The organism is Lampropedia aestuarii (assembly GCF_004803635.1).
GTDB lineage: Bacteria > Pseudomonadota > Gammaproteobacteria > Burkholderiales > Burkholderiaceae_C > Lampropedia > Lampropedia aestuarii.
The window spans coordinates 74006-97482 of sequence record NZ_SSWX01000017.1; the positions used below are offsets into that span (position 1 = coordinate 74006).

The window sequence follows — 23477 nt, forward strand, 5'->3', positions numbered from 1 at the left end:
TTATGTTTGCAGCACTGAATCCTCAAATCAGACAGTGGCAGGGCAAAAAGGTCTGGATCGTTGGCGCCTCCAGTGGCATTGGTGCGGCGCTGGCCAAAGAGCTGTTGAGCCTGGGGGCCGAGCTGGCCTTGAGTGCCAGGTCAGAGGGGGGCTTGCAGAAGACGGCCCAAGGCCATGTGAATGCCCTGGTCTTGCCGATGGATGCGACGCACGCCTACGAGTGGCGCCAGGCCCATGCCCGCCTCAAAAGCCATTGGGGCGATAGCCCGTATTGGGTGGTTTTTTGCGCAGGCGTGTATCGTCCCGAGCACAGCTGGGAGTTGTCGAGCGCGAGCACGCAGAATACCTTGCAAACCAATTTGGCCAGCGTCTTCTTTGGCATCGAGGCGGTGCTGCCTGGTATGCTGCAGCGCCAAGAGGGTGGTTTGGTACTGGTGGCGAGTGTGGCCGGCTACATGGGCCTGCCGAATGCGACCGTGTACGGCCCTAGTAAAGCCGCGTTGATCAACTTGGCCGAGCTGCTCTATGCCGAGCTGCACCCGCGTGGCTTGGGCGTGTACCTGGTCAACCCCGGTTTTGTCAAAACCCGCCTCACCGAGCGCAACGATTTTCCCATGCCCGCACTGCAAAGCCCGGAGCAAGCGGCCCGAGCGATTGTGGCCGGGCTTGCGCGTGGGCAGTTTGAAATCAGCTTTCCCAAACGTTTTACCTGGTGGCTGCAGTTGGTTCGACTATTGCCTCAACGCTGGCGTTTTGCCGTCATCTCCCATACCACCAAGCCCTGAGGGAACACATGGACAAACTGATTGCCTGGTATACGCAGCTGAGCCCAGAGAGCCTGGCGCAGATCAACCAGATCTACTGCGCAGATGCCCACTTCAAAGACCCGTTCAATGAAGTGCAAGGCACGGCTGCGATTGAGCGGATTTTCAGGCACATGTTTGAGGCCATGCAAGCGCCTCGTTTTGTCGTCGATGAATGCGTACAACAGGGCTGCGTGGCATATGTGCGCTGGGATTTCCATTTCTTGCTGCGCCAACGTGCCTATTGCATCCACGGCACAAGCCGTTTCGAGTTGGCCGCCGATGGGCGTGTGCAAGACCACCGAGACTATTGGGACACGGGGCAAGAGCTGCTGCAGAAGCTGCCGTTTGTGGGCGTGATCTTCAGGCAGTTGGGCAAGCGCTTTGCCACGCCGCAGGTGTAGCAGAGTTAGCGGCAGAGGGGCCTTGGCAGGTCAGCGGGACAATGCCTGTTTGCGTTGGCAGTGAGCGGGGCGTAACTAACCCGACGCAACGATCTTTCGGTCTTCATGATGGGGTAGGGGACGCAAGCACGCTGTTGAGTCCATTGCGGGTGTGGCAGATATTGGCAAGATCGGTATTTGTGTGCAGCAAAGCCGCCCATGCGGCATTGCTACAGAAGCCCCTCTGCGTGCGGCAGCCGGTTTATTCCCTATTGAACTGCCTCGAATCCTTGAGCCAGGCTTTGAACGCGCTGGTGTCTTGGCTGAATACTTTCAGTTGCATGCCCAGCACTGTGAGGTTGTGTTTTCTGGCTGCGACTTCGGCAGCCAGCATCGGTCTGAGTTTTTTGGGTGCCAGCTTGTCACGTGGCGAAAGGCCAAAGCAGGCCTTCAAACTGTTTTCTATCGATGCAACTTCCTGTTTGATCTCACGCAATTGCTCTTTGAGTACCTGGCTGTAGTGCTTGAGCCGCTCATTGCTCAATCCGGCCATGTGCGTGGCATCGATTTGCTCGACCTCCAGCTGCAGCTCCAAGAGTTGCAGCAGTTGCCCGGCTGCATAAGCCTGGTTGGCGCGTTGCATCAACACGGTTTTGCGCTCGCGCTCTAGCGGGTCTGGTTCGCGGTCGGGGTGCAGGCTGCTGGCCAGCTTGCGGTAAACCGCCCGCACCGATTGGCTGGCCTCTTTGTCTGCCTCTTGCTGCTTGCGGGCTTTGGCGGCGTCTTGTCTTTGGGCCTTGCCTTTGGCACGCGCGGCTTCAGCGGCCTGGTGACGCGCTTCTTGTTCGTCGGCCGCTTGCTGGAATTGCGCTAGCAGTTCCTCAGGCGATGCTTGGGTATCGCTATTGGACTGCAATCCATCCGTTTGCTGCGTCTTGTCTCGCTGCAAGGAGGCGTGCTGCGGCAGCGTGTCATCCATCTCAGCGTGGCGGTTGAAAATGGCTTGGAGCTCGGCTGATTTGGCTTTGTTTTGCACTGATGCCAGCACTTCATCGACGTAATGGCAAATCAGCTGGTCCAAATGCGCCTGATCCGCCTTGGCCAGTTTCTGGTCAGAGAGCCGGTCAAACAAGCGCAGCAACTGCTCTTTCAGCGCCAGGTCTTGTTGCTGTAGCGGCACGATCTCGGCCATATAACGCTGGTGAAACAGCGCCGTCGCCGCCTCCCATTCACGCAGCAACTCACGCTGTTGCTCGATCTGCTGCATCAGCGTATTGAATGTGGCCTGCTGCGGCGAGCATGTTTGTACTGCGCCAGCGAGCACTTGAAGAGAGGATTGGGACATAGGCGTGCATTATCGCCAACAAGCGCTTGTCATCCCTCCAGCGCGCTGCTTGTCCTGTATGTTTTGTTATTCATTTATCTATTCATTAAATTATTCACTTTGCATACAATGGCGGTATGGCATCTACACAATCCTCGCATGCTCGCAGTATTGAGAAGCTCCTTAACTCCGGGCCTCTTACCAGTAATATGCTGTGTGAATCACTGGGCCTCAGCCAGCCAACGGTTTCTCGTGCTCTCAAAAGCATGGGGGCGGACGTACTTAGATTCAACATTCATAAATCTATTCATTATCTGCTCAGAGACCATGCACGTGGCCACCTGATCGCCCCTATTGCGCGCGTCACGAAAGATGGTCAATTGCAGCGGCTTGGCGTTTTGGAGCCTGTTCGACCAGAAGGGTTCGTGTTGCTTGGCGCTACCGGTCAGGACAGTTATTCAGAAGGGCTGCCATGGTGGCTGTTTGACATGCGGCCACAAGGCTATTTGGGCCGTGCTTTCGTGCACAAGAATGCCAAGCAGTGGGAGTTGCCTGAGCGCTTGGTTGACTGGAGCGATACGAACGTGCTGCAAGCACTGCACCTGTATGGGGATGATTTGCCAGGCAATGTGCTTGTCGGTGAGCGCTCGGAGCAAGTGTTTATCAACCAGCCAATGCCGACTCCACTGGGATTGGATGGGCGCGGCCAGGCTTATGCGACGCTATCGGCCAAGGCCGATGCAGGTGACATCGCTGGATCATCTGCCGGTGGCGAGCAGCCCAAATTCACGGCTTATGTGCAAACAGAAGACGGTCCAGCACATGTAATCGTCAAGTTCACTGCGCGCGATAACAATGCGATTTCTGAACGCTGGCGTGATCTGTTGCGGGCAGAGCACCATGCGCTGGAGGTGCTGCGCCAAGCGGGTGTACCTGCAGCCAAGACGCAGATCGTAGACAGTCAAGGCCAGCGTTTCCTGGAGGTCGTGCGTTTTGATCGCATTGGCGCTTTGGGGCGCGCCGCCTTGCTATCACTGAGTGCGCTGGATGCAGAGTTTGTTGGAATCGGCAGTTCCTGGTATGCGATCACGCGTGCACTGGTACAAGCGCAATGCGTCGTGCCTGAGGCAGCACAAGGCGCCGATTTGCTGTGGGCGTATGGCACATTGATCGGCAACACCGATATGCATGCGGGCAATCTTTCTTTCACCACGGACAGTGGCCGTCCCTACGCATTGGCCCCAGCCTATGACATGACTCCCATGGCCTTTGCACCTAAAGCCAGCGGAGCGATAGCCAGTACATTGGCGCCCGCCACAATCGTGGCAGCCATCAGTGGTGAGATATGGCGCAAAGCGTATGTTTTGGCAGTGTCTTTTGCAGCGCGGCTGCGCAATGATGCTCAACTGAGTGAGCGGTTTGCCCCTTGCATCGCTGCGCTTGACGAGCATTTAGACATCGCCAAACAGCGCATTGACCGTATTGCTTAAGCCCGCTCAAGGCCTTGTTCAGCCACTTTGGGGCAATGCAAGTGGTCGTGGGACGTAGGGTGGCGCAGCTTCGCTGCCCACATCAGCTGCAGTTGAGTGTTTCTGAGCTGCAAGCGGCTTCTGACAGACGTTGCTGTTTCTTTTTGATCTGGTACTTTTTTGCGCAAGCAATAGACCCGTCCAAACTACCTTACTCCTCGCGAGTGAGATCTGTGTTTTTATAAGCTTTTGTTTCGCCTGTGAAAAATCCTTTTAAATGGTGTGTAATCATGCAGTGCTAACCTTGAATCATCACAGTTACCAACACTGAGGAGAAGGTTCATGGCTATAAATAGCGGAGCATATTGGGTTCGATGGGCGAAAGATAATATTCCAGACAGTTCGCAAATCATTGATCTTAGGCTCGGGTTTAGAGAGAGTGTGCAAGCATTTATTGATGCACTGGAGGCAGCTAATGCAACTGTCCTCATTGAATCCACCCGAAGAAGCGTAAAGCGCGCCTATTTGTTCCATTGGTCTTGGCGGATTGCAACTGAAGATGTTAGAGCATCAGAGGCAATAGAAATGGATGGTGTCGACATCCAGTGGGATCATGGCAATGATGCTGAGAGTAAGAATGGGGCATTGGAGATGGTACGTGGCTTTCGTCTAGCTCTTCCGCCAAGAAGTACAGTTGCACCATCGATGACGAGCAATCATATTAGGGGAGAAGCCATTGATATGAAAATTTGTTGGCTTGGCGATATGTCGGTTCAAGACGCAGACGGCAATATGCGGACAGTACCTTTCAAAACGAATGTCAATACCAACAAAGAATTGCACAAAGTCGGAGCGAGTTACGGTGTCATGAAGCATCTCAATGATGCTCCTCACTGGTCGCTTAATGGGAGATAAACATGTCTCAATGCTTGTTTGTGATAGGTGCAACGCTAATAAGCTTAGTTGGATGCGCTGTTCAGACGCAATCCACGGCAGGTCAGCAAGAAAACACTTTTGGCGTTCAAGAAAATATCGGTTGGACAGACGCCGCGTGCTTAGCCATCAAAAATGCCACGCTTGTGCCAGCGCAAACAGTGTGGTGGCTGGAAACCAATCAGCTACGCCCTGCACGTCGCCTTCAAGTGGTTGCGCAATCGGCTGACCCCGATGTATGCGCTGCCTTGTCGCCAGGACGCGCTGAAGTGAATCAAGGGGCCGGTTATTCTTTCTATGCGTTGTCGGCCAATGCGGCAGAGCTGGATTTCGGCATTGCTTTTTTGGAGCAGGCTGCCAGTGCGCAATACGAAGCCACTTCTTGCGTTACATCGGAAGGCGTTGCTTTTGAGGCAAAAACTCACAATCGCTCCGAGGAGCCGTGGAGCGGTTATTACTATTTGGGCTATGATGTGGAAAGCACTTGTCCTGAATAGGCAGCCTGCTTTTGATGTTTTGAAGAACATGCCAGCGGCCTTTGAGACATCCCACGTTGCAATGCATGCCTAAAAATAGCCACTGCATTGCGTTAACCAGTCACATCCGCACGGGCATCAAGCTACCAAAGCCCACTCAAAGCCCCAACTGAGACAAGCCAGGATGCCCATCCGGCCGGCGTCCAAGCGGCCAATGGAATTGGCGCTCCGACTCTTTGATCGGCATGTCGTTGATGCACGCAAAGCGCCGCTGCATCAGCCCATTGGCCTCAAACTCCCAGTTTTCATTGCCGTACGAGCGAAACCAATTGCCAGCGTCGTCGTGCCACTCATACGCATAGCGAACCGCAATGCGGTTTTCCCCAAATAGCCACAGCTCTTTGATCAAGCGGTAGTCCAGCTCCTTGTTCCACTTCCGTTCTAGGAAGGCTTGGGCTTCGGCGCGGTTATTGGCGAACTCTGCTCGGTTGCGCCATTTCGTATCTGGCGTATAGGCCAGTGCGACCTTGGCCGCATCGCGTGTGTTCCAAGCGTCTTCAGCCAAGCGGACTTTCTGGATAGCGGTTTCAAGTGTGAATGGGGGCAGTGGCGGGCGAGTTTCCATGATTAGCCTCATTAAAATCAATGTAGAACGATCTGTCTACGTTGCGAATTCTAGCCAATGTAGAACGACTTGTCTACAATATGCGCATGCACACTTCAACACAAGCATTGGACGCGCTGCCGCCAAGAGAGCGCATCCTGCTCGCCGCCCATCAACTTTTTTACAGCGAGGGCATACGAGCGACTGGGGTGGACAAAATCATTGAGCGCGCATCGGTGAGCAAGGTCACGTTCTACCGGCAATACCCGAGCAAGGACGATTTGATTCTGGCCTACCTGGATTACCGGCATGGCATGTGGATGGAATGGTTCACCGCCAGCCTGGCGCAAGAGGCGGCGGAGGGCGCATCGGCGGCAGATGCGCTGCTCAGTACGCTTGAGAACTGGTTTGGCCAGCCCGACTTCAGGGGCTGTGCGTTTCTGAATGCAGCCGCTGAGCTGGGTTCTGCTGAGCCCGCAATACTGGAAGTCGTGCGCAGTCACAAGCAAGACATGGCCGAAGTATTGGATGCCTTCTTCAGCGCAGACCGTGCGTCTGCAGGGCAGGTGCTTGAATTGACGATTGATGGCGCAATAGTCCATGCCCAAATGGGGCAGCCGCTGGATGCGGTGATCGCGAGTGTCAAAGCCTCTGTTGAAGGTATTTTGTGCCGCTAGCAAGGCGCTCACTGCCTGGTCTAAACCAATATGTTTGGCGCGCAAAACGCCATCGGCCACGACAAAATCTGCCACGACATCGGCGCGCACACCACGCCAGCAATGTCAGTTGCTTGCGTGCAACTATCCGAGTCGGTAAACACCGCCATCGGCCATTGCCACACGCCCATTGCAAAGCAGCTCTTCCAGGTGCCTGAGGATGGTCCGCGCTTCGACCATCCGCACCCACGGTGCATCAAAACCCGGTGGGTACAGCAGCCGTTTCTCGACCAGTTGCTCAAGGGTTTGAGGGCCCTCTGCCAGCAGTGAGAGCAGGCGCTGCCCGCGCTCATCCAACTTATCCGTGTAGGCGGCCAGATCACGCATGAAGATGTCCCGGTCGGTATAGACACCACGATGGTGTGACGTGATCCAGACGCTCGCTGGTATGTCTGGCAGGCGCGCCAAGCTAGCTCGGAAATCTTGCAGACTGGAGCCAGGATCGCCGTAATAAGGGCCGAATCCGGTCAAATCGATATCGCCAATAAAAGCAATACCGTGCGGCTCGATCACAAGTACGGAGTGACCAGCGGTGTGACCTGGCATGTGGATGGCGCGGATTTGTGTGCCACCGAGCTCCCAGCAGGCGCCATCTTCATAGCCTTGCGCATCGGGTCTTGGGGTATAGAAAAAGTCCCGTTGAAACTGCCCCTGCACTTGGGCTTGCTGGTCCTGCTCTTGCATTCCCATGGTGGTGGCAAAGCCATCCCAGCTTTGTACAGCAGGCAGGTCAGCCACTGGTGCATACACGCGTGCGCCAGGCAGGCGGTGCAAGCCCGCCATGTGGTCCTCATGGGCGTGGCCCAGCACGACGAGCTCGGTCGCATCCAATTCAGCGCCGATATGGTTTGACACAATGGGCGTATCCAGTGCAGCCAGGGTGTCTGCGCCACGAATGAGCACTTGATTGCCGTCCGGGTACTTGCCGTTCTTTTCGCCAAGAAAAACGGCAACTGGGCCGAAATCGACACGTTCGATGTGCTTATTCAAGTGCGTACTCCTTGTAGATTTTCTGGGATGGCTCATGCCGTTGCACACAAGACTGGCGCATAGCCTGTAGCCCCAAAAAAGGGCTGATGATTTAAATCCCATCGGAGAATGCCATCCGATAGGATTTTGCATTGTCCCACTTGGGACTATGCAAGGCGATCTGCTGCAGGCCGCACATGCCGCACATGCGTATGTGTCAAACGGGCCAACGCCGCAAGGCAGCTTTTGTTGCGCTCGCTACTGAAACAGATGTTGAACATGGATTTTGGAGCTGAAAGCCTCTCACTGGTGCCTCTGTATCACAGGAGCATACTGCCTAGTGCGGCAAGCTGATGCTGCAAAGCGCCTTGTATAAATAGGAACACGATGGCTGCTTTGAGTGGACTTCATATGGGTTTGGAGAGGTTGGCCAATAGATCTAAATGCAAACAAACCAAAACTAACACTCCAATTTCCGCTAAAAATGCCCTTTGCATGGCGTGTGTATCTTCCAGCGTTTATGGGGTTCCCACTGTTGCAGATGGCTGCAGTTTTTCAGAGACTTTTGACATGGATTGCGGCTGGAACAGCAACGCCTCAAACCCAAGGCGAAGAAAATCATGTTCTTAAATGGTAGTACATTGCAGGTTTTTTGGATTTCTCTGGTTGAATTATTTCAGTGTCAAGGATGACAATTTATGAATGCATTGCAGCCCATACATATTACTTTTTTTATTTATATCATCGCGATGATTGGCATCGGATTTTACGCGTACAAGTCCACGCAAAATCTCTCTGACTACATCCTGGGTGGACGCAGCCTTGGCAGCGTGGTCACTGCGTTATCTGCCGGAGCATCGGATATGAGCGGTTGGTTGTTGATGGGCTTGCCTGGTGCTATTTTTATTGCTGGTATCTCTGAGTCCTGGATTGCCATTGGCCTTACCTTGGGGGCTTATCTCAATTGGCTTTTTGTAGCGGGTAGACTGCGCTTGTTTACTGAGAAAGCCAATGATGCCTTGACGCTTCCTGATTACTTTCAAGGACGCTTTGAAGACAATAGCCGTTTATTGAAGATTTTCGCTGCAATCATTATTTTATTTTTCTTTGTTATTTACTGCGCATCGGGTGTAGTTGCAAGTGCCAGACTTTTTGAGTCTACGTTTTCAATGAATTACGACACTGCAATCTGGGTTGGGGCATTTGCAACGATTGCCTATGTGTTTATTGGCGGATTCTTGGCTGTCAGCTGGACGGATACGGTTCAGGCCACACTGATGATTTTTGCATTGCTGTTGGTGCCGGTGGTTATTCTCTTGAATATGAATAATTTTTCAGGGTTAGATGCCACGGCGGTGATTGAGACCATCCGCCAAGCCAGCCCAGAGCACCTGAATTTCACGCATGGCCTTTCATGGATCGCTATTGTTTCGTTGATGGCCTGGGGGCTGGGGTATTGTGGTCAGCCGCATATTCTTGTGCGCTTCATGGCCGCCGATTCGGTGAAAACCATCCCTCGTGCGCGCCGAATTTCCATTGCATGGATGGCTCTGTGCCTGTTGGGTGCAGTCCTGGTGGGCTTCTTTGGTTATGCGTACTTTCTGCACAACCCACAAGCAGGAATTCAAGTAGTGGGCGGTGTGAATGCAGCGGGCGAGGTGGTCAAAGGCAATCCCGAGACGGTTTTTATGGAGCTGGCAAAAATACTGTTTAACCCATGGATTGCAGGCATCGTGCTGTCAGGCGTGTTGGCTGCAGTCATGAGCACATTGAGTTGCCAACTGCTGGTGTCATCCAGTGCACTGACTGAGGATTTGTACAAAGGTTTTTTGCGAAAAAAAGCATCGGAAGCCGAGCTGGTATGGGTGGGGCGCATCATGGTATTTATTGTTGCCGCGCTGGCTATCTACATCGCCTACGACCCTAATAGCAAAGTCTTGAGCCTGGTTTCCTACGCTTGGGCAGGCTTTGGCGCAGCCTTCGGCCCGGTGGTGATTTTCTCCATTTTCTGGAAGAAAACGACACGCAATGGCGCACTGGCAGGCATGCTTGTCGGTGCTTTGACGGTGATTGTTTTTCCAGAAATTAAAAAATGGCTGGCAGCCAGTGCAAACATTGACGTCTCTGAAGTGTTGGCGCAATTTCCGCTGCTGGGAGTGTATGAAATTGTCCCCGGTTTCATACTGTCTTGTTTGGCCATCGTGCTTGTCAGCCTCTTAGGCAAACCATCGCAATCCATGGTTGTGCAATTTGAAAAGACAACTGACGAATACAAGAAAGCCATGCAGTCATAAGGCATTGGCATCCAATGTCTTTCAAATAGGAAGCCTGATGCTTAATGCCTCAGGCTTTTTTAGAATGATTGGCATCGTCCGCACGGATTTGAGTGCATGCTGTGGAGTTTTTTGGTAAAAGGTTTTTATATGCTGTCACCAGTTTAAGAAGCGGTTGCTTGGACAGACACCGCTTGCTTGGTGTATTTGTTTCCACAAATATGCATTGGCTTGCCTTCAGATCGGCAGTCGCGCAGCCATACGGCTGTGTGCTGCGCAGTTTGGCATGGACGCTAATAGGCTGGGTGGGAGGGGGCTACTAACAGGGGCGGTTTGCGTAAACGACCGATAGCCGCTCTCACCCCTAGCCCCAAAAATCATAAACATACAAGCAGCTCTTAAGGCTTGATAGGTGTTTTTATTTGCTGCAAGATGAAAGAGCAAAAAATCGTTAAGGATTTTTACTGTACCAAAGAATGCTTGGAGAAAATCAGCCATGGATGAGGATGTGCCGTATGCGAGTTACTATTAGGAGTTGTTAATTCGCCGCAGGGGTAAGGTTGTTAATAGTGTTAAATACGGAGATGTTGGATGAATGATTTTTCAAATAATTTTTGTTGTTATTTATCGGGTGCACTTGATTCTGGGTATTTTTGTTGTAAGGAGCTTGTTGATTGGGCTGATCGAAAAATTCTTCAGTGTGAAGTCCCCAAAATTTGGCTTGTTAATTTATCATTGGTTAAATGTACCGGATGTTTTTACTCCTTGGAGGAAGAGGGTGATTCGGATTTGCGAGCATCTTTGAATAAGGAATGCCTAAATGGCTGTAGTGATGAAGGTTATGAGGGCTTTTTGTTTCTCAAATATTTAGAGGGGAGAGTGGATGAGGCTGGTGTTTTAAGTAGCTATGGAGAGAAAACGACTTTTGATGATGTTGCATGGAGTGATTTGCTGCCAGAAATGAAGAGGCAAGGTCCATTGGCTGAGAATTTTTTGAAATTTATGAGGAGAGATGATTTGTATGAAGTCGCTCCGGAAATATTCAATGCCTAAGATTAAATATAGATTGTTTTCCTTTGCGGACAAAATCATTAAAAAGAATGTTGCTCAGCGAATCAAGACCCAGCCTTCAAACTAGCCCCCCGCACCTCAATCCTTACCTGATCAAACACAGTCTTCCCATCCGCACTGCGCAACTCCAAGGTGAATTGCCCCGGCTGCGGCGGCCAATACCAATGGCTGGGGTCGCGTAAGTCTGTCACACGGGTATTGTTCATCCACCAATGCAGTTGCTTGGCCGGAGCGCTAGATGCAATGCGCAGCATTTGGTTATGGGGCGGAATATCCGGATCCAGTGCCAAAATCGTGCCGTTCAAGGGCTGGCTGATGCGCGGCTGCACACTGGTGGCATCGGCGTTGCGTTGGGATTCGGTGGAGCTTGCTGCGTTAGGGGCGGGCGCGGCGGCGCTCAGTACAAACAGGCTTTGCTCGGTGCCGGGCACAAACCATTCGTCTCTGGCCGTTTCCACCAGCTGCGCACGGTTGCGGCGCGGGTTGGGGGTTTCGGCCCCTTGTTGGTCTGGCTCGTCATAGGTGTAGCGCACGGCTTGGCGCACCAGGTCTGCAGGTGCCTTGGGCGTTGGAGCCGGGTCGATTTGGTGCAGCCAGGCGGCCATGCTGGCCCACACGGGCGCCGCGCCCGAGATGCCGCTGACGTCTTGCATGGGCGAGCCATCGGCATTACCGACCCAGACTCCAATCGTGAAATGCGGCGTATAGCCCATCGCCCAGTTGTCGCGCATGTCTTTGCTGGTGCCGGTTTTGACCGCGCTCCAAAAGCGCGTGGCCAGTTGGCTGTCGGTGCCAAAGGTGAGCAAGCGCGCATGGCGGTCGGACAACATGTCGCCGACGATGTAGGCGACATTGGCAGGCAGGATACGGGTGTGGTCTGCTGCCAGTGACTCACTTGCAAGGGCTGTCTTGTCTGAAGTGGTGCTGTTCGTATCCATCGTTTCAGCAGCAACGGCTGGCGCAGCAGTGCGGGCGATGCGCTGGGTGGCGACCGGGCTGCTCACGCCGGCATTGGCCAGTGTGCGGTAGGCGTTGGTGAGTTGCAGCAGGGTAACATCAACGCCACCCAATGCCAGGCTGTAGCCGTAGTAGCCCGCCGGTTCTGGCAGCGCAAAGCCCAGGGCGCGCAGCTGCGCGGCAAACCGCTCGGGCGTGACCATCAGCAAGGTGCGCACAGCCGGAATATTCAAGGAGCTGCCTAGCGCCTGGCGCACCGAGACCCAGCCTTTGTAGCCCTGGTCGTAGTTTTCCGGGGCGTAGATGCCGTATTGCGTCGGAATTTTGGCGGGGGAGTCGTGCAGCAGCGAGGCGGCGGTCAGGCGCCGCTCGGCAATCGCCTGGGCGTACAAAAAGGGCTTGAGGGTCGAGCCGGGCTGGCGCAGCGCGACTACCGCGTCGACCTGGTCGGCCTGGCTCAGGGCTTGGCCTGAAGAGCCCACCCAGGCGAGGATTTCGCCGCTGGCATTGTCCAGCACCAAGACGGCGCCGTCTTGCACGTTTTTGCCTTGCAGCGCGCCCAGGTGCAATTGCAGCGTTTGCTGGGCATGCAATTGGATGCGCCGATCCAGACTGCTGGGCAGTTGTTCGGGCAGGGCGGTGTGTGGGTTCTGGCTGCGCCATTGCTGCATCGCGTAGCGGGCAAAATGCGGCGCTGGGCCACTGACGGGCTCAAAGTGGCGGTTGCGCAACGCGGCCGAGGTATACAAATTCAGGGCTTTGCAGTCTTCGCCCCAAGGCGATTGGGCTTGTTGCAGGATCTGGCAGGCTCGCTCACTGACCCTGGCGGCTGGCGCGTTGGGTGCGCGCAGCAAGGCGGCGGCAATCGCGGCTTCGCGCTGGTCCAAGCCGTGCGGGGCTTTGCCAAACAGGCTACGTGAGAGTGCGTCAATGCCGATGATCTCGCCCCGAAAGGGCACGAGGTTCAGGTAGGCTTCAAGGATTTCGGCTTTGCTCCAGCCCGCTTCCAGTTCGCGCGAAGCCCAGAGCTGGCGCCATTTTTGCCCCCAGCTGCGGCCACCAGAGCGTGAGCGCAGGCTCTCGTTGAGCAAGCCAGCCAGTTGCATCGTGATGGTCGAGGCACCACGGGTGCGTTCGTTCCAGAGATTGGCCCAGGCGGCTGCGCCCACGGCCGACCAGTCAACGCCGCTGTGCTCGTAGAAATTTTTGTCTTCGGTGAGCAAGACGGCGTGCAGCAAGGCTGGCGAGACGTCGGCCAGGCCGACCCAGTCGCCTTTTCTGGCCGTGAAGTCGGTGCGGATGCGCTGTAGGCGTTGGCCATTGCGGTCCAGCAGCCAATGCTCGCTGCTGCGGTAGTCGCTGTGCACTTGCGCAAAACTGGGCAGTTCTGCGTCATCGCCTGTTTCAGCATTTGCTTGCGCGGCTGCACTGGGTGCGGCCTGCGTGGTGGTTTGTGCCATGGCGGGTTGGGCCAGCAGGCAGGCGAGCGCCAAGCCCAGGCTGCGCCAGCCGCCCAGCAGTGCGCGGGCGATTGGCGTGTCAATTGGCGTGACAGGGGTGAGCGGGGCGGCGTTCATGGCCTGCAAAGATGCCAGCGGCCCGAATGGGTGGCTTGCGCTGCTCCATTCGGTCTGGCGGCTGCCCCAGCGGTTGCGCTTCAACGGGGCAGGTCTCCAATGGTCATGGCCTGGTTGGGCGTTTCAGCAAACACTTGCGGCATGTACAGGGCTTCGGCCCGCGTGGGCGGCAGGAAGAAGCTGCCCGGCTGGTTCAGGCGCACCGTGTACTGGTAGCGGGTCGCGCCTTGTGGCAGGCCGTAGTAGTACACGCGCATCACATCCATTTTGCGCTCTTCCCAGGCAATGCTCCAGCGGTTCGTGTTGTTCTCGTCCTCGTCCTTATTGGTCGATGTGGCAATGCTGGCATCGCGCCCCAGGCCGCTGCCCAGGATGGTACTGCCGCTAGGGATGGGGTCGGTCAGCGCGGTCATGCCGACTTCGACGTTGCTGTGCACAGTCAGTGTGACACGGTAGATATCGCCTTGCTGCCAGACACCAGCTTGCGCTTGCTGGATCGGCGTAATGGTTTTTTCCACACGCAGACCAGACGAGACGGGCTCGGTAATCGGCACGGCAGCCAGCGCACTGATGGTTACCCACGGCTTGCCCATGCCGAACTGCTCGATGGACAAGGTGGTGGTGCTTTGGCTGTCACCTAGCAGGGCAATCGCATCAGGCCATGCAAAGTCCATGCGCAGCTTGTCGGTGCTGGTGTTGACTGGGCGGCTGGCGGCGTTGCCGCTGGCTGCAGGCTGTGGGGCCCAGGCGCGTTCTTGTTTGTCGCCTGCGTAGCTGGCTTCAAGCTGGCCGGTGACTGGCTCCGATTCGTGCAGTTGCGCAAAGGTGCGCAGTGCCAGTTGGCCCCAGATGTTGGCCGTGGTCGTGCCCCAGTTGCCGTTTTTCTGGCGCGCCAGCAAGCCGCTGGCCAAGCCGCCCATGTCGTCGTGCCAGCTTGGCAGATCGGCCGTCAGCAGCAGCAAGCGTGCGGCGTTGGAGTCGCCATTTTGCATCATCCACCACCAGTTGTCGTTTTTCTCCGTGGTAAAGAGAATTGCGCCACCGGTCAGCATGAGGCGGCTGCGCAGTTCTTGCTCAACCACTTGCAGATGCTGCGCGCGCTGGGCAATGCCAGGCAGGTTTTTCAAGATTTGCAGCCAGTCCAGCAGTGCATGTGTGGGCAGGCGTTGCGGGGTGATTTGCATGCTCTCGAGCATGCTGGGGCTGGCGGCATCTTGCGCGCTGAGGGCGGCAATGACAAACAAGCGGTCAACGGTGCGGTTGTTGCGCACGGATTCGTATGGGCGCTCCAGGCGGCCTTCGACCACATTGGTCAGGGCTTCGATCATTGTGCTGCGTGAGGCCTCATCCATGCGCATGCTGTCTTCATCCAGGGATTGCATGACCGCATCGAGGGCGAGCAGGTGCGCAGTCAGGTAGATGCTGCCGGAATCCGGGCGACGCGGTGGGAAGAACGAGGCCAGGCCTTGGCTGTCCAGATAGCTGGGCAGATCGGCTTCGGCGATGTCGAACAGGTCCTGGTCCATCAAACCAATCGCTTTGCTGTAGCGCTGCTCCAGGCAGGTGTACGGGTACCAATTCCACCAGCGTTGCAGGCCAGGCAGGATGTCGCCAGCCAGCGAGGCCTGGGCATCAATTTGCAGGTGGCCACTGCCTTCGACGGCACCGGCAGGCACGCTGGCTTGCACTTGCAGCGGCGCTGTCAGCTGGCGCAGACTGGCTTGTCGTACCGTGACAGGCACAGCAGGCAGCAGGGTTTGGGTGATTTTCAGGCTGTCGCTGAATGCTGGGCCGCTGCCTTGGGTGTCAGCCTGCAGCTCCCAAACAATCGCGCCTTGCGGCGCGGCCGAATGCAAGGCGGGCGCTGTGACGCGCCATTGCACGGTCTGTGCACCGCCCGATGGAATCTCCACCGTGCTGGCTGCCAGTGATGCCTCGTTCTGCTGGCCGCTGACTTGCACAGTCATGGCCTTGTCGCTGCTGTTGCGGATGGTAAAGCGCGCATCGTAGGCGTCACCAGCGCGCACCACCGGCGGCAGGCCGCTGATGATTTGCAGGTCTTGGGAGACGACCAGCTCGCTGCTGCCCGAGCCAAAGAATTGCTCGCCTTCGCTGGCAATCGCTTGCGCGTGGAAGGTGGTCAGGCTGTCGTTGAGTTTCACATCGACCACGGCCTTGCCGTTGGCATCGAGCTGGATACGCGGCTGCCAGCTGACCAGCGTGTCAAACAGTTCGCGGGTGGTGCCGTCAGCACCACTGCCACCGCCACCACCAGCGGGGGCGGATTTGCGGCCGTAGTGGCGCCTGCCCAGCACTTCCATTTGCGCGGTCGAGGTGACCACGCCCCAGCCGCGCGTTTGCATCATCGCTGACAGCAAGTCCCAGGTCGGGTTGGCCGACAGCTCTAGCAGGGCTTTGTCGACCACGGCCAGGGCGACTTCGGCGTTGGCCGCTGGCTTGCCGTTCGGCAGGCGCGCTTCAATCGTCAGCTTGGCAGTATCGCGTATCGCGTATTTGTCTTTGTCGGCTTTGACGCTGACCTGGATGCGGTGGCCTTCGTAGCCGACCTTGATGGCGGCGACGCCAAAGCGGTGGCTAGGTTTGCTCAGGTCGACCATCGCAGTTGGTGCGACGGCTTCGCCGGTGTCGTTGCGCCAGGCTTGCCACCACACTATGGGAGAGCGGAAGCCCCAGGTGAAGAAGCTGTACCAGGGCACATCACGCAGCCGGCCGCGCACAGCCAGCACGCTGACGTACATATTCGGGGCCCAGGCTTCGCCAACTTTGAGGGTAAAGCTTGGGTCCTGGCCACTCAGCTCGATGACGTGGGTCTCCAGAATGCCTTCACGCTCGACTGCGACCAGCGCTTGTGCTTTGCGGTAGGGCATGCGCACCTGGAAGCGAGCGGTTTCGCCAGGTTCGTAATTGGGCTTTTCGGGCAAGATGTCCATGCGGTCCGAGGCTTCGCTGTCAAACCACATCTCGCCTTCGCGTGTGACCCAGACTTGGGTGGCGGCAGCAAAGGTCTGTTTGGCGCTGTCTTGAACTTGTGCGACCAGCTCAATCTGGCCGGGCTCTTGCAGGTTGGCGGTACAGGCAAAGCGGCCGCTGGCATCACTCGTGCCTTGGCAGACGGTGCCTAGGTCCTTGCTCTCGTAGTGGTGCTCGTATTTGTAGAAGCCGCCGACCATGCGTTTGCGCGTGGTCAGTGTGGTGTGGGCCAGGGCGCGCACGGTCACCGGGGTATTGGCGCGTGGGCTGCCATCGGGGCTCAGCACAATGGTGCGCACAAGCAGTGGTTTTTTGACCGAAATCCAGCTGTCGGTCGCAATGCCCACCAAGGTGTCGCTAGGCCACCAAGGGCGCACGCTGGTGATGGTTTGCATCTCGCCGTTCGGGTCTTCAAAGGTCGCTTCAACGCGCAGATTGGAGAGGCCGTTGCTGCCGTCTTGCGCCGTGGGTTTCAAGCCATTAATGGTGAAGGTGGCGCTGCCTTCCTTATTCAGGCGCAGGGCCTTTTTATCCAGCAGCAGGTGTTTGCGTTGGGCATCGAGTTGAGTTGATGCGTTATTGTCCGCGGCGTCGTCCTGTTCGCTGTTGCTGGGGTTCGGGGCGTCAAAGCTGTAGCTGGGGTAGTTGTCAAAGCGCAGCGTGCGCGGCTCCAGCATCGCTGAGATTTGCACTGGCCAATCGGCTGCAGCGCCGCCGCTGACATAGCCCAGCTGCACATTCATGTCGACGCTGTCGACGCCGACCAGCGTGGCATTGCCCACCGGTGTCATGCTGCCTTCAAACACCGGCAGCCTGAATTCTTCCACGCGGAAGCTGCTGGTGCTGTAGCTATTGGTGTAGCGTTCGCCTTGCAGCGTGACCATGTACTGGCCCAGCGCCGCAGATTGAGGCAGCTTTAATTCAGAAACGGCGCTGGCCGTGCTGTTGCCAGCGGTATTCCACTCCAGCTCTTGTTCGTATTCCTTGCCGCTGCCGATATGGCGCACGACCATTTTGGCGGGTAACTCGTCTTGTGCGGGAGCGGCAAAGCCGTTGAGGGTTTGCGCACGCACGAAGTGCTTCATCGAGACGGTTTCTCCAGCGCGCAGCAGGCTGCGGTCCAGCACGGTATGGGCGACTGATTCGTGCGCGCTGTAGTAGGGTGAGCTGGTCGGCACGTTGAAGCGCCACGGCTCTATGCCGCGGGTCCAGTCACTCCAGACCAGGCCCATGTCTTCGCCATCTGCCGAGCGGGCCGAAATCATATAGGCGCGGGAATTCCAATAATTGCCATCGCGGCGGCATTCGCTCGGCGGGCCTTTGATCTCGTCAAAACGGGCAATGCCCTCGGAGTCGGTCGTGGCGTTGGCGACCACGCTGCCATCGCAGCGGTTGATCTGGACTTTGGCATTGGCCACTGGCAGGCCGCTGTCCAGTGAAGTCACCCAGGCCAGGGAGTTTTCCCCGCCGAGCTTGAAGTGCACGGCCAAATTCGTGACCAGCACGCTGGTGCGCGCATACAGCACGCGGGCGCTGGCGTAATCAGGATCGAGCAAGGCCTGTCCCAGCGCGGGCGAGGCGGCTTCGACGACTTGGAAGCCTGGTTTCAAAGGAATGCCGACAACTTCCGTGGCCGCACGGTCTTTGTTGTTGGAGCTGGCGGGAATGGTTTGTTTTTCTGTGCCAGCGACGCCGTTCAGCAGGGAAATCGCGCGTGCCTCAATGTAGGAGGGCTCGCGCTCGTCGGCTTCCTTTTTATTCATGATCGGCAAATCACGGATGCCAGCTTCTTCAGCGAAGGTGCGACTGACAAAATTGCCTGGGCTAAAGCGCTCGGTCAGGAACATCCATTCGATGATCTCGGCATCGGACTGCACTGGCAAGATCGTGATTGGCAGTGGCGCTTCGACACGGCGCAAGGTGATCGGCAGCAGCGCACGCTCGTGGTAGCCCTCGGCAAACGGCTCGATGATGGCGAAATTGCCGGTGGGGAATTTTGCCAGCGCCGGGGCGTTGCCCGTCTTGACGGTCAGCGGGTACGCTGCGGCGTTCTCTAGGGGGCGACCGGCTTCGTCTTGCAGGCCTTCTGGCAGGCTCAGGCTCAGCTGTGCTTGCTCAGGGAATGGGCCTTCAAATACGACGGTGTTAAAGGCCTGACCTTGGTATGCGACTGGATTGTCCTGCCATTGCGACAGTGTGATGGATTGGCCATCGCTATAGCCCCATTCGTCGCGGATTTGGACGCTAGGCTGCCAGCTTTGCTTGTCGTGTTGCAATTGGAACTGCTCGATCCAGCGCATATCGACATCGGCGCTCAAACGCAGCTCAAACGGCAACACCGGGATGCAAGGCTCGCTGGCTTGCTCGCGCTGGCAGGAGAAGGTGGCCTCAAACGGTGCACGCACTGTGTATTCAAAGGTTTGTGCTTCTTCGGTTTTGAGGCCATTCGGCGCAGCAATGCCTTTACCCCAGACCAGCGTCATATCGGTGCCGGCGGTCAGGCGGCGCTGGCAGGCCAGTGCGACGGTGTTCTTGTCATTGGCTTGTGCATCGCCGTCGTAGCGCGAATCAACCAACTCCAGCAAGGTGCTGCGTTCGGCCTCGCTGAGTATGCGCACGGGAATGCGCTCGCCCACATCTTTGGTTTGGCACCAGCTGCGCGAGGCAATTGAGGCCAGATCCACTGGACTGTTGAGATAGAGCAGAAATTGCTGTTCCTCGTCAATCGCACCATCCCAGCGGTAGGGCAGAATATGCTCAACAGCTGGGCCGCCGGTATTGAAGTTGTGTGCCTTGGTAGCAGCCAGGCCGGCCCCATCCAAGTCTTTGAAGGCGGCGTTGCTTTGTACACTGCACAACTCACCACCGCCTATTGGTTTGGTAAAGTCAAAGACCCAGCGGCGCTCGTCAATCCAGCGGCCACTGCCTGCGGCCTCTTGGCCATTGCAATGAACTTGTACTGGCGCAGTCGCAGTTGGCTGGCCAAGCGGCACAGCGGCTTTTTGCATGGTCACAACCACTTGCACGGCATCTGAGACACGCCCGGATGGTGTGATGGACTGGATCGTGGCAGCCTGGCTCAGACCAGCGTAGAGTACGCTGAGGCCAACTGCCAATTTGCGAGTGGAGGGATGAAGTGAAAAAGCCATGGTCTTCCCTTGTGGTGCCTGGTGTTTATTTCGCTAAAGAACGCAGTGCTTGTCGAATACCTTCGCTCGTGCCAATGTCAGCTGGCAGCGTTTTGAGCGTCTGTTGTGCCTCTTTGTCGGAGTAGCCCAAGGCCAGCAAGGCCTGCAAAATATCGGCGTGGTGGTGCTGGCCCGTTGTCGCTGCGCTGGCGCCAGGCACTTCACCGATTTTGCCTTTGAGCTCGAGCAGCATGCGCTCAGCGGTTTTTTTGCCAATGCCGGGCACACGTGTGAGCAAACCCAGCTCTTGTTGGGCAATCGCGCTGGCCAAATCACTAATCGTCATACCCGACAAAATGCTCAGAGCGGTTTTGGGCCCCAGACCCGTGACTTTGATCAACTCGCGAAAGCTGGCGCGCTCCTCCGTGCTGCCAAAACCATACAGCAAATGGGCGTCTTCGCGCACAATCATATGGGTCAGCACGCTGCAGGCCTCACCCAATTGCGGCAGGTTGTAGAAGGTGTTCATCGACACCAAGACCTCGTAACCGACGCCGTGGCAGTCGATCACCACCAATGGAGGGGCTTTCTCCACTAACTTGCCGCTGAGTTTTCCTATCATGCTGCTTCCAAGTATTGCGATAATGCGATTAAGCCAAAGGCTATTGCATAAAGACTGAATTATTACCGCCAAAGTATGTGGTGTCAGTCGATCCGCAGGTGATGCTCATTGTTTCGAGACAAATCAAGCGCACCCTGTCGGTTATTGTCTTGATTGTCTCGATAGGATTCTGATTTGTCAGTGATTGTGCGCCATTCTTTTATTCCTGTGAGCAATTCGCGTCTGGCTAATTTGGTGGGGCCGATGGACTCTCACATCCGCACGATTGAAGCCGCCACGCAAACCACCATTTCACGCCGTGAGGAAACCTTCAAGGCTGAGGGCAGCAAACGCAATGCCGAGCGTGCGATCGAAGTGCTGCAGGCACTGTATGAAATTGCCCATAAAAGCATCTCTGGCGACCATTTGCAATTGATGTTGGCTGGCGACGGTCCGGTGTTGGAGGGCGCAGACGGCTCGGCGCGGCTGTCTACACGCAGAAGCGACTTGCGCGCGCGCACACCCAACCAGACGGTTTACCTGAACCATATTGCCGACCACGACATCACCTTCGGTATTGGTCCAGCGGGTACCGGCAAGACTTATTTGGCCGTGGCTTGCGCGGTCGATGCGCTAGAGCGCAACGCCGTGCAGCGCATTGTGCTGACCCGCCCGGCGGTTGAGGCCGGTGAGCGCCTAGGCTTTTTGCCGGGCGATTTGACGCAAAAAGTCGACCCTTACCTGCGCCCCTTGTATGACGCGCTCTATGAATTGATGGGCTTTGAACGCGTGCAGAAGGCATTTGAGCGCAATGCCTTAGAGATTGCGCCATTGGCGTTTATGCGCGGGCGCACCCTGAACAATGCGTTTGTGATTCTGGATGAGGCGCAAAACACCACGCCGGAGCAGATGAAAATGTTCCTCACTCGCATTGGCTTTGGCGCCAAGGCAGTGATCACTGGCGACGTGAGTCAGATTGACTTACCGAAAGGTACGGGCAGTGGCTTGCTGGATGCGCGGCATATTCTCAAACGCGTCAAAGGCATTGCTTTCACTGAGTTTGACAGTGGTGACGTGGTACGCCATCCGTTGGTCGCGCGCATTGTCGACGCCTACGATGCGGCTACCCCCCCGGACTACAGCAGCAGGCCTACACCTGAGGTCGGCACCAAAGCAAGGAAAAAGAACGATGACTAAGCGATTCCTGACCTTTCGCCGCTGTGGCAGTTTGTGGGCGCCATCGCTTGTCGCGGCCCTGCTAACGGGCTGCGGTGCGGGCCAGCCTGCGAACACGCCACAAGCCGCTTTGCCGGCTAGCAACACGCAAGCAGTTGCGCCCCGCGTACAAACACCACAGCCAGCAGCGGCAATGCCACCTCCGGCGGTAACCAGTAGCGCCAGAGTGCAATGGCGCTACCAGTGCCCAAGCCCTAAAGGAGGCGAGTGGCTAGTCGCCACCTACCATGGCCAATCGCCAGAAACAGCCACAGCGCTGACATTACAGCGCGGCGAATCGCAGACGCAATTCAACCGGGCGCGCTTGCCTGGTAATCCGGTTTTTCTGGCCAATGATGAGCGCAACGACTACCGCTGGCTATTAGAGGCCAATGGCTCTGGTTCATTGCGTGTGCGTGCCCCGAACCGCACAGCGGTAGAAACGCCGGTGTTGACTGGCTGTCAACCAGTCCAATCTTGATAAGAACACCAAGAACAACTACAAGGATGCATGCACCATGGCATTGCCTACGCTGAATCTGTCACTGCAATTTGGCCAATTGGCCAACGCGGCTGTGCACCGTGATGTACTCAAGCGCCACAAAGTCATCCGTTGGCTGCGCCATGCGCTGGCCTCGGACGGCGAAATCACCGTGCGCATCGTCGATGCCGAAGAGGGCCAGGCGCTGAACCGCGACTACCGCCACAAAGACTACGCGACCAATGTGCTGACTTTTGACTACGCGGCAGAACCCGTGGTCATGGCGGATTTGGTCTTGTGCGCGCCAGTGGTCGAGCGCGAGGCCCAGGAGCTGGGCAAAAGCCTGGAGGAGCACTACGCCCATCTGTTAGTGCATGGCGCTTTGCATGCCCAAGGCTGGGACCATGAGACCAGCGAAGCAGATGCGCAAGAAATGGAAGCCTATGAGACCGAGATCATGCTGGAGTTGGGGTACAGCAACCCGTATGCGGTTGAGTAAGTCTGTGTGACCAGGCTTGTCTGGTAGGGGGGGCTGGAGCCAAGTTTTTGGTGATGGCACGTTTGTTTATTCTTATCTGGCAATTCTTTGAAGGCGGTCCGCATGCACATAGAGTCACTCCAAGACGTGCCCAATGCAGATCTGCATTGCCACTCGACCGCTTCTGACGGTGTGCTGGAGCCACGGATGTTGGCCTTAAGAGCGCACCACAATGGGGTACAGATATGGTCGCTGACAGACCACGACACTTTGCAAGGCCAGTTGGAAGCAGCGACGGCTGCTACAGAACTTGGAATTGACTACGTCTCAGGGGTAGAAATATCGACCTTATTTGCGGGGCGCACGATTCACATCGTTGGTCTGGGCTTTGATGTAACAGACATTGGGTTGAACCGCCTATTGGACGACAACCGTGCGCTGCGTGACGAACGTGCCAAGCTGATGGCGCAAAAACTTGAAACCCAAGGGTTTACAGGCGTCCTGGAAGGCGCTTTGCGTGTGGCAGGCTCACCCACCAATTTGGCGCGACCGCACTTTGCCCGCTATTTGGTGGAGAGTGGCCAGGCCGATACAGTCCAGGGCGTGTTTGAGCGCTGGCTAGGCGATGGCAAAAGCTGTTTTATTGCGACCGACTGGGTCAGTATGGGAGCGGCCATTGCCGCCATACGCGCCGCAGGTGGCACAGCGGTATTGGCCCACCCGTTGGCTTATGGTTTGAAACCTTGGGAGTTGGATGTTTTGTTGACTGCTTTTCAGCAGGCTGGTGGCGAGGCCATTGAGGTGGTTTCTGGTGCACGGCTGAGTCGTTCAGAGATTGAGCAATTGGCGAGCACTGCCGTAGAGATGCAGTTCACGGCATCCAGAGGCAGTGACTTTCACCAGCCGGAAGAAGGTGATGGGGATTTGGGGCTCGTGCCCAACTTGCCCAGACAACTGCGACCTGTATGGCACAAGTGGCTGACAAAAAAATAAAGGTCTTTCCGTTTCATGGCGCCAAAACTGCGCTA

General features: G+C 56.5%; 18 protein-coding genes. 12 read left to right on the plus strand and 6 right to left on the minus strand.

The annotated features are described in order from the left end of the window. Nucleotides 1-2 precede the first annotated feature (2 nt). Both E8K88_RS13060 and E8K88_RS13065 read left to right on the plus strand, forming a co-directional pair. Nucleotides 3-785, plus strand: a complete 783-nt coding sequence (locus E8K88_RS13060; protein ID WP_136407116.1) for an SDR family NAD(P)-dependent oxidoreductase — start codon at nucleotides 3-5, stop codon at nucleotides 783-785. 8 nt (nucleotides 786-793) lie between these two features. Further along, the gene (locus E8K88_RS13065) at nucleotides 794-1207 is read left to right on the plus strand and encodes a nuclear transport factor 2 family protein (RefSeq protein WP_136407117.1); all 414 of its coding nucleotides are present in this window, start codon (nucleotides 794-796) and stop codon (nucleotides 1205-1207) included. 241 nt (nucleotides 1208-1448) lie between these two features. On the opposite strand, the gene E8K88_RS13070 is transcribed toward E8K88_RS13065, so the two are convergent. Further along, nucleotides 1449-2531: a coiled-coil domain-containing protein gene (locus tag E8K88_RS13070; RefSeq protein WP_136407118.1), complete on the minus strand. Its 1083-nt coding sequence runs from the start codon at nucleotides 2529-2531 to the stop codon at nucleotides 1449-1451. A gap of 116 nt (nucleotides 2532-2647) precedes the next feature. Here E8K88_RS13070 and yjjJ point away from each other — a divergent pair, with 116 nt between their 5' ends. The 3 genes from yjjJ (at nucleotide 2648) to E8K88_RS13085 (ending at nucleotide 5409) form a co-directional block, all read left to right on the plus strand. After that, nucleotides 2648-4000: a type II toxin-antitoxin system HipA family toxin YjjJ gene (gene yjjJ, locus E8K88_RS13075; RefSeq protein WP_136407119.1), complete on the plus strand. Its 1353-nt coding sequence runs from the start codon at nucleotides 2648-2650 to the stop codon at nucleotides 3998-4000. Nucleotides 4001-4321: 321 nt separating this feature from the next. Beyond that, entirely contained in the window at nucleotides 4322-4894 is a 573-nt protein-coding gene (locus E8K88_RS13080) for a hypothetical protein (RefSeq protein ID WP_136407120.1), read from the plus strand. 2 nt (nucleotides 4895-4896) lie between these two features. Then, nucleotides 4897-5409, plus strand: coding sequence for a hypothetical protein (locus tag E8K88_RS13085; protein WP_136407121.1), 513 nt, complete (start codon nucleotides 4897-4899; stop codon nucleotides 5407-5409). Between the two features lie 136 nt (nucleotides 5410-5545). Here the strand turns inward: E8K88_RS13085 and E8K88_RS13090 are convergent, their stop codons facing one another. Then, complete coding sequence (locus tag E8K88_RS13090; RefSeq protein WP_136407122.1) at nucleotides 5546-6013, minus strand: nuclear transport factor 2 family protein; 468 nt, start codon at nucleotides 6011-6013, stop codon at nucleotides 5546-5548. 86 nt (nucleotides 6014-6099) lie between these two features. Between E8K88_RS13090 and E8K88_RS13095 the strand changes: the two genes are divergently transcribed. Next, entirely contained in the window at nucleotides 6100-6669 is a 570-nt protein-coding gene (locus tag E8K88_RS13095; protein ID WP_136407123.1) for a TetR/AcrR family transcriptional regulator, read from the plus strand. 123 nt (nucleotides 6670-6792) lie between these two features. On the opposite strand, the gene E8K88_RS13100 is transcribed toward E8K88_RS13095, so the two are convergent. Next, nucleotides 6793-7734 carry an MBL fold metallo-hydrolase gene (locus E8K88_RS13100; protein WP_136407124.1) on the minus strand — a complete coding sequence of 314 codons (942 nt, stop codon included), beginning with the start codon at nucleotides 7732-7734 and terminating at the stop codon, nucleotides 6793-6795. A 641-nt stretch (nucleotides 7735-8375) separates the two neighbouring features. Between E8K88_RS13100 and putP the strand changes: the two genes are divergently transcribed. Then, entirely contained in the window at nucleotides 8376-9971 is a 1596-nt protein-coding gene (gene putP, locus E8K88_RS13105; RefSeq protein ID WP_136407125.1) for a sodium/proline symporter PutP, read from the plus strand. A gap of 570 nt (nucleotides 9972-10541) precedes the next feature. Beyond that, entirely contained in the window at nucleotides 10542-11003 is a 462-nt protein-coding gene (locus E8K88_RS13110; protein WP_136407126.1) for a hypothetical protein, read from the plus strand. Between the two features lie 62 nt (nucleotides 11004-11065). On the opposite strand, the gene pbpC is transcribed toward E8K88_RS13110, so the two are convergent. The 3 genes from pbpC to ruvA all read right to left on the minus strand — a co-directional run bounded on the left by pbpC (nucleotide 11066) and on the right by ruvA (nucleotide 20296). Further along, a complete protein-coding gene (gene pbpC / locus E8K88_RS13115) occupies nucleotides 11066-13555 on the minus strand; it encodes a penicillin-binding protein 1C (protein ID WP_240754519.1) in 2490 nt (829 codons plus the stop codon). 80 nt (nucleotides 13556-13635) lie between these two features. After that, nucleotides 13636-19695: an alpha-2-macroglobulin family protein gene (locus E8K88_RS13120; protein WP_136407127.1), complete on the minus strand. Its 6060-nt coding sequence runs from the start codon at nucleotides 19693-19695 to the stop codon at nucleotides 13636-13638. Between the two features lie 25 nt (nucleotides 19696-19720). Beyond that, entirely contained in the window at nucleotides 19721-20296 is a 576-nt protein-coding gene (ruvA, locus tag E8K88_RS13125; RefSeq protein WP_136407128.1) for a Holliday junction branch migration protein RuvA, read from the minus strand. Between the two features lie 180 nt (nucleotides 20297-20476). On the opposite strand from ruvA, the gene E8K88_RS13130 reads away from it, so the two are divergent. From E8K88_RS13130 to E8K88_RS13145, 4 genes are all read left to right on the plus strand, one after another. Continuing rightward, nucleotides 20477-21472 carry a PhoH family protein gene (locus tag E8K88_RS13130; RefSeq protein ID WP_136407139.1) on the plus strand — a complete coding sequence of 332 codons (996 nt, stop codon included), beginning with the start codon at nucleotides 20477-20479 and terminating at the stop codon, nucleotides 21470-21472. Beyond that, nucleotides 21465-21971, plus strand: coding sequence for a hypothetical protein (locus tag E8K88_RS13135; RefSeq protein ID WP_136407129.1), 507 nt, complete (start codon nucleotides 21465-21467; stop codon nucleotides 21969-21971). Before E8K88_RS13130 ends, E8K88_RS13135 begins: the two co-directional genes overlap by 8 nt. A 37-nt stretch (nucleotides 21972-22008) precedes the next feature. Further along, nucleotides 22009-22470 (plus strand): rRNA maturation RNase YbeY, encoded by a 462-nt coding sequence (gene ybeY, locus E8K88_RS13140; protein ID WP_136407130.1) that lies wholly within the window; start codon nucleotides 22009-22011, stop codon nucleotides 22468-22470. Nucleotides 22471-22572: 102 nt separating this feature from the next. Further along, nucleotides 22573-23442: a PHP domain-containing protein gene (locus E8K88_RS13145; protein WP_240754520.1), complete on the plus strand. Its 870-nt coding sequence runs from the start codon at nucleotides 22573-22575 to the stop codon at nucleotides 23440-23442. Nucleotides 23443-23477 lie beyond the last annotated feature (35 nt).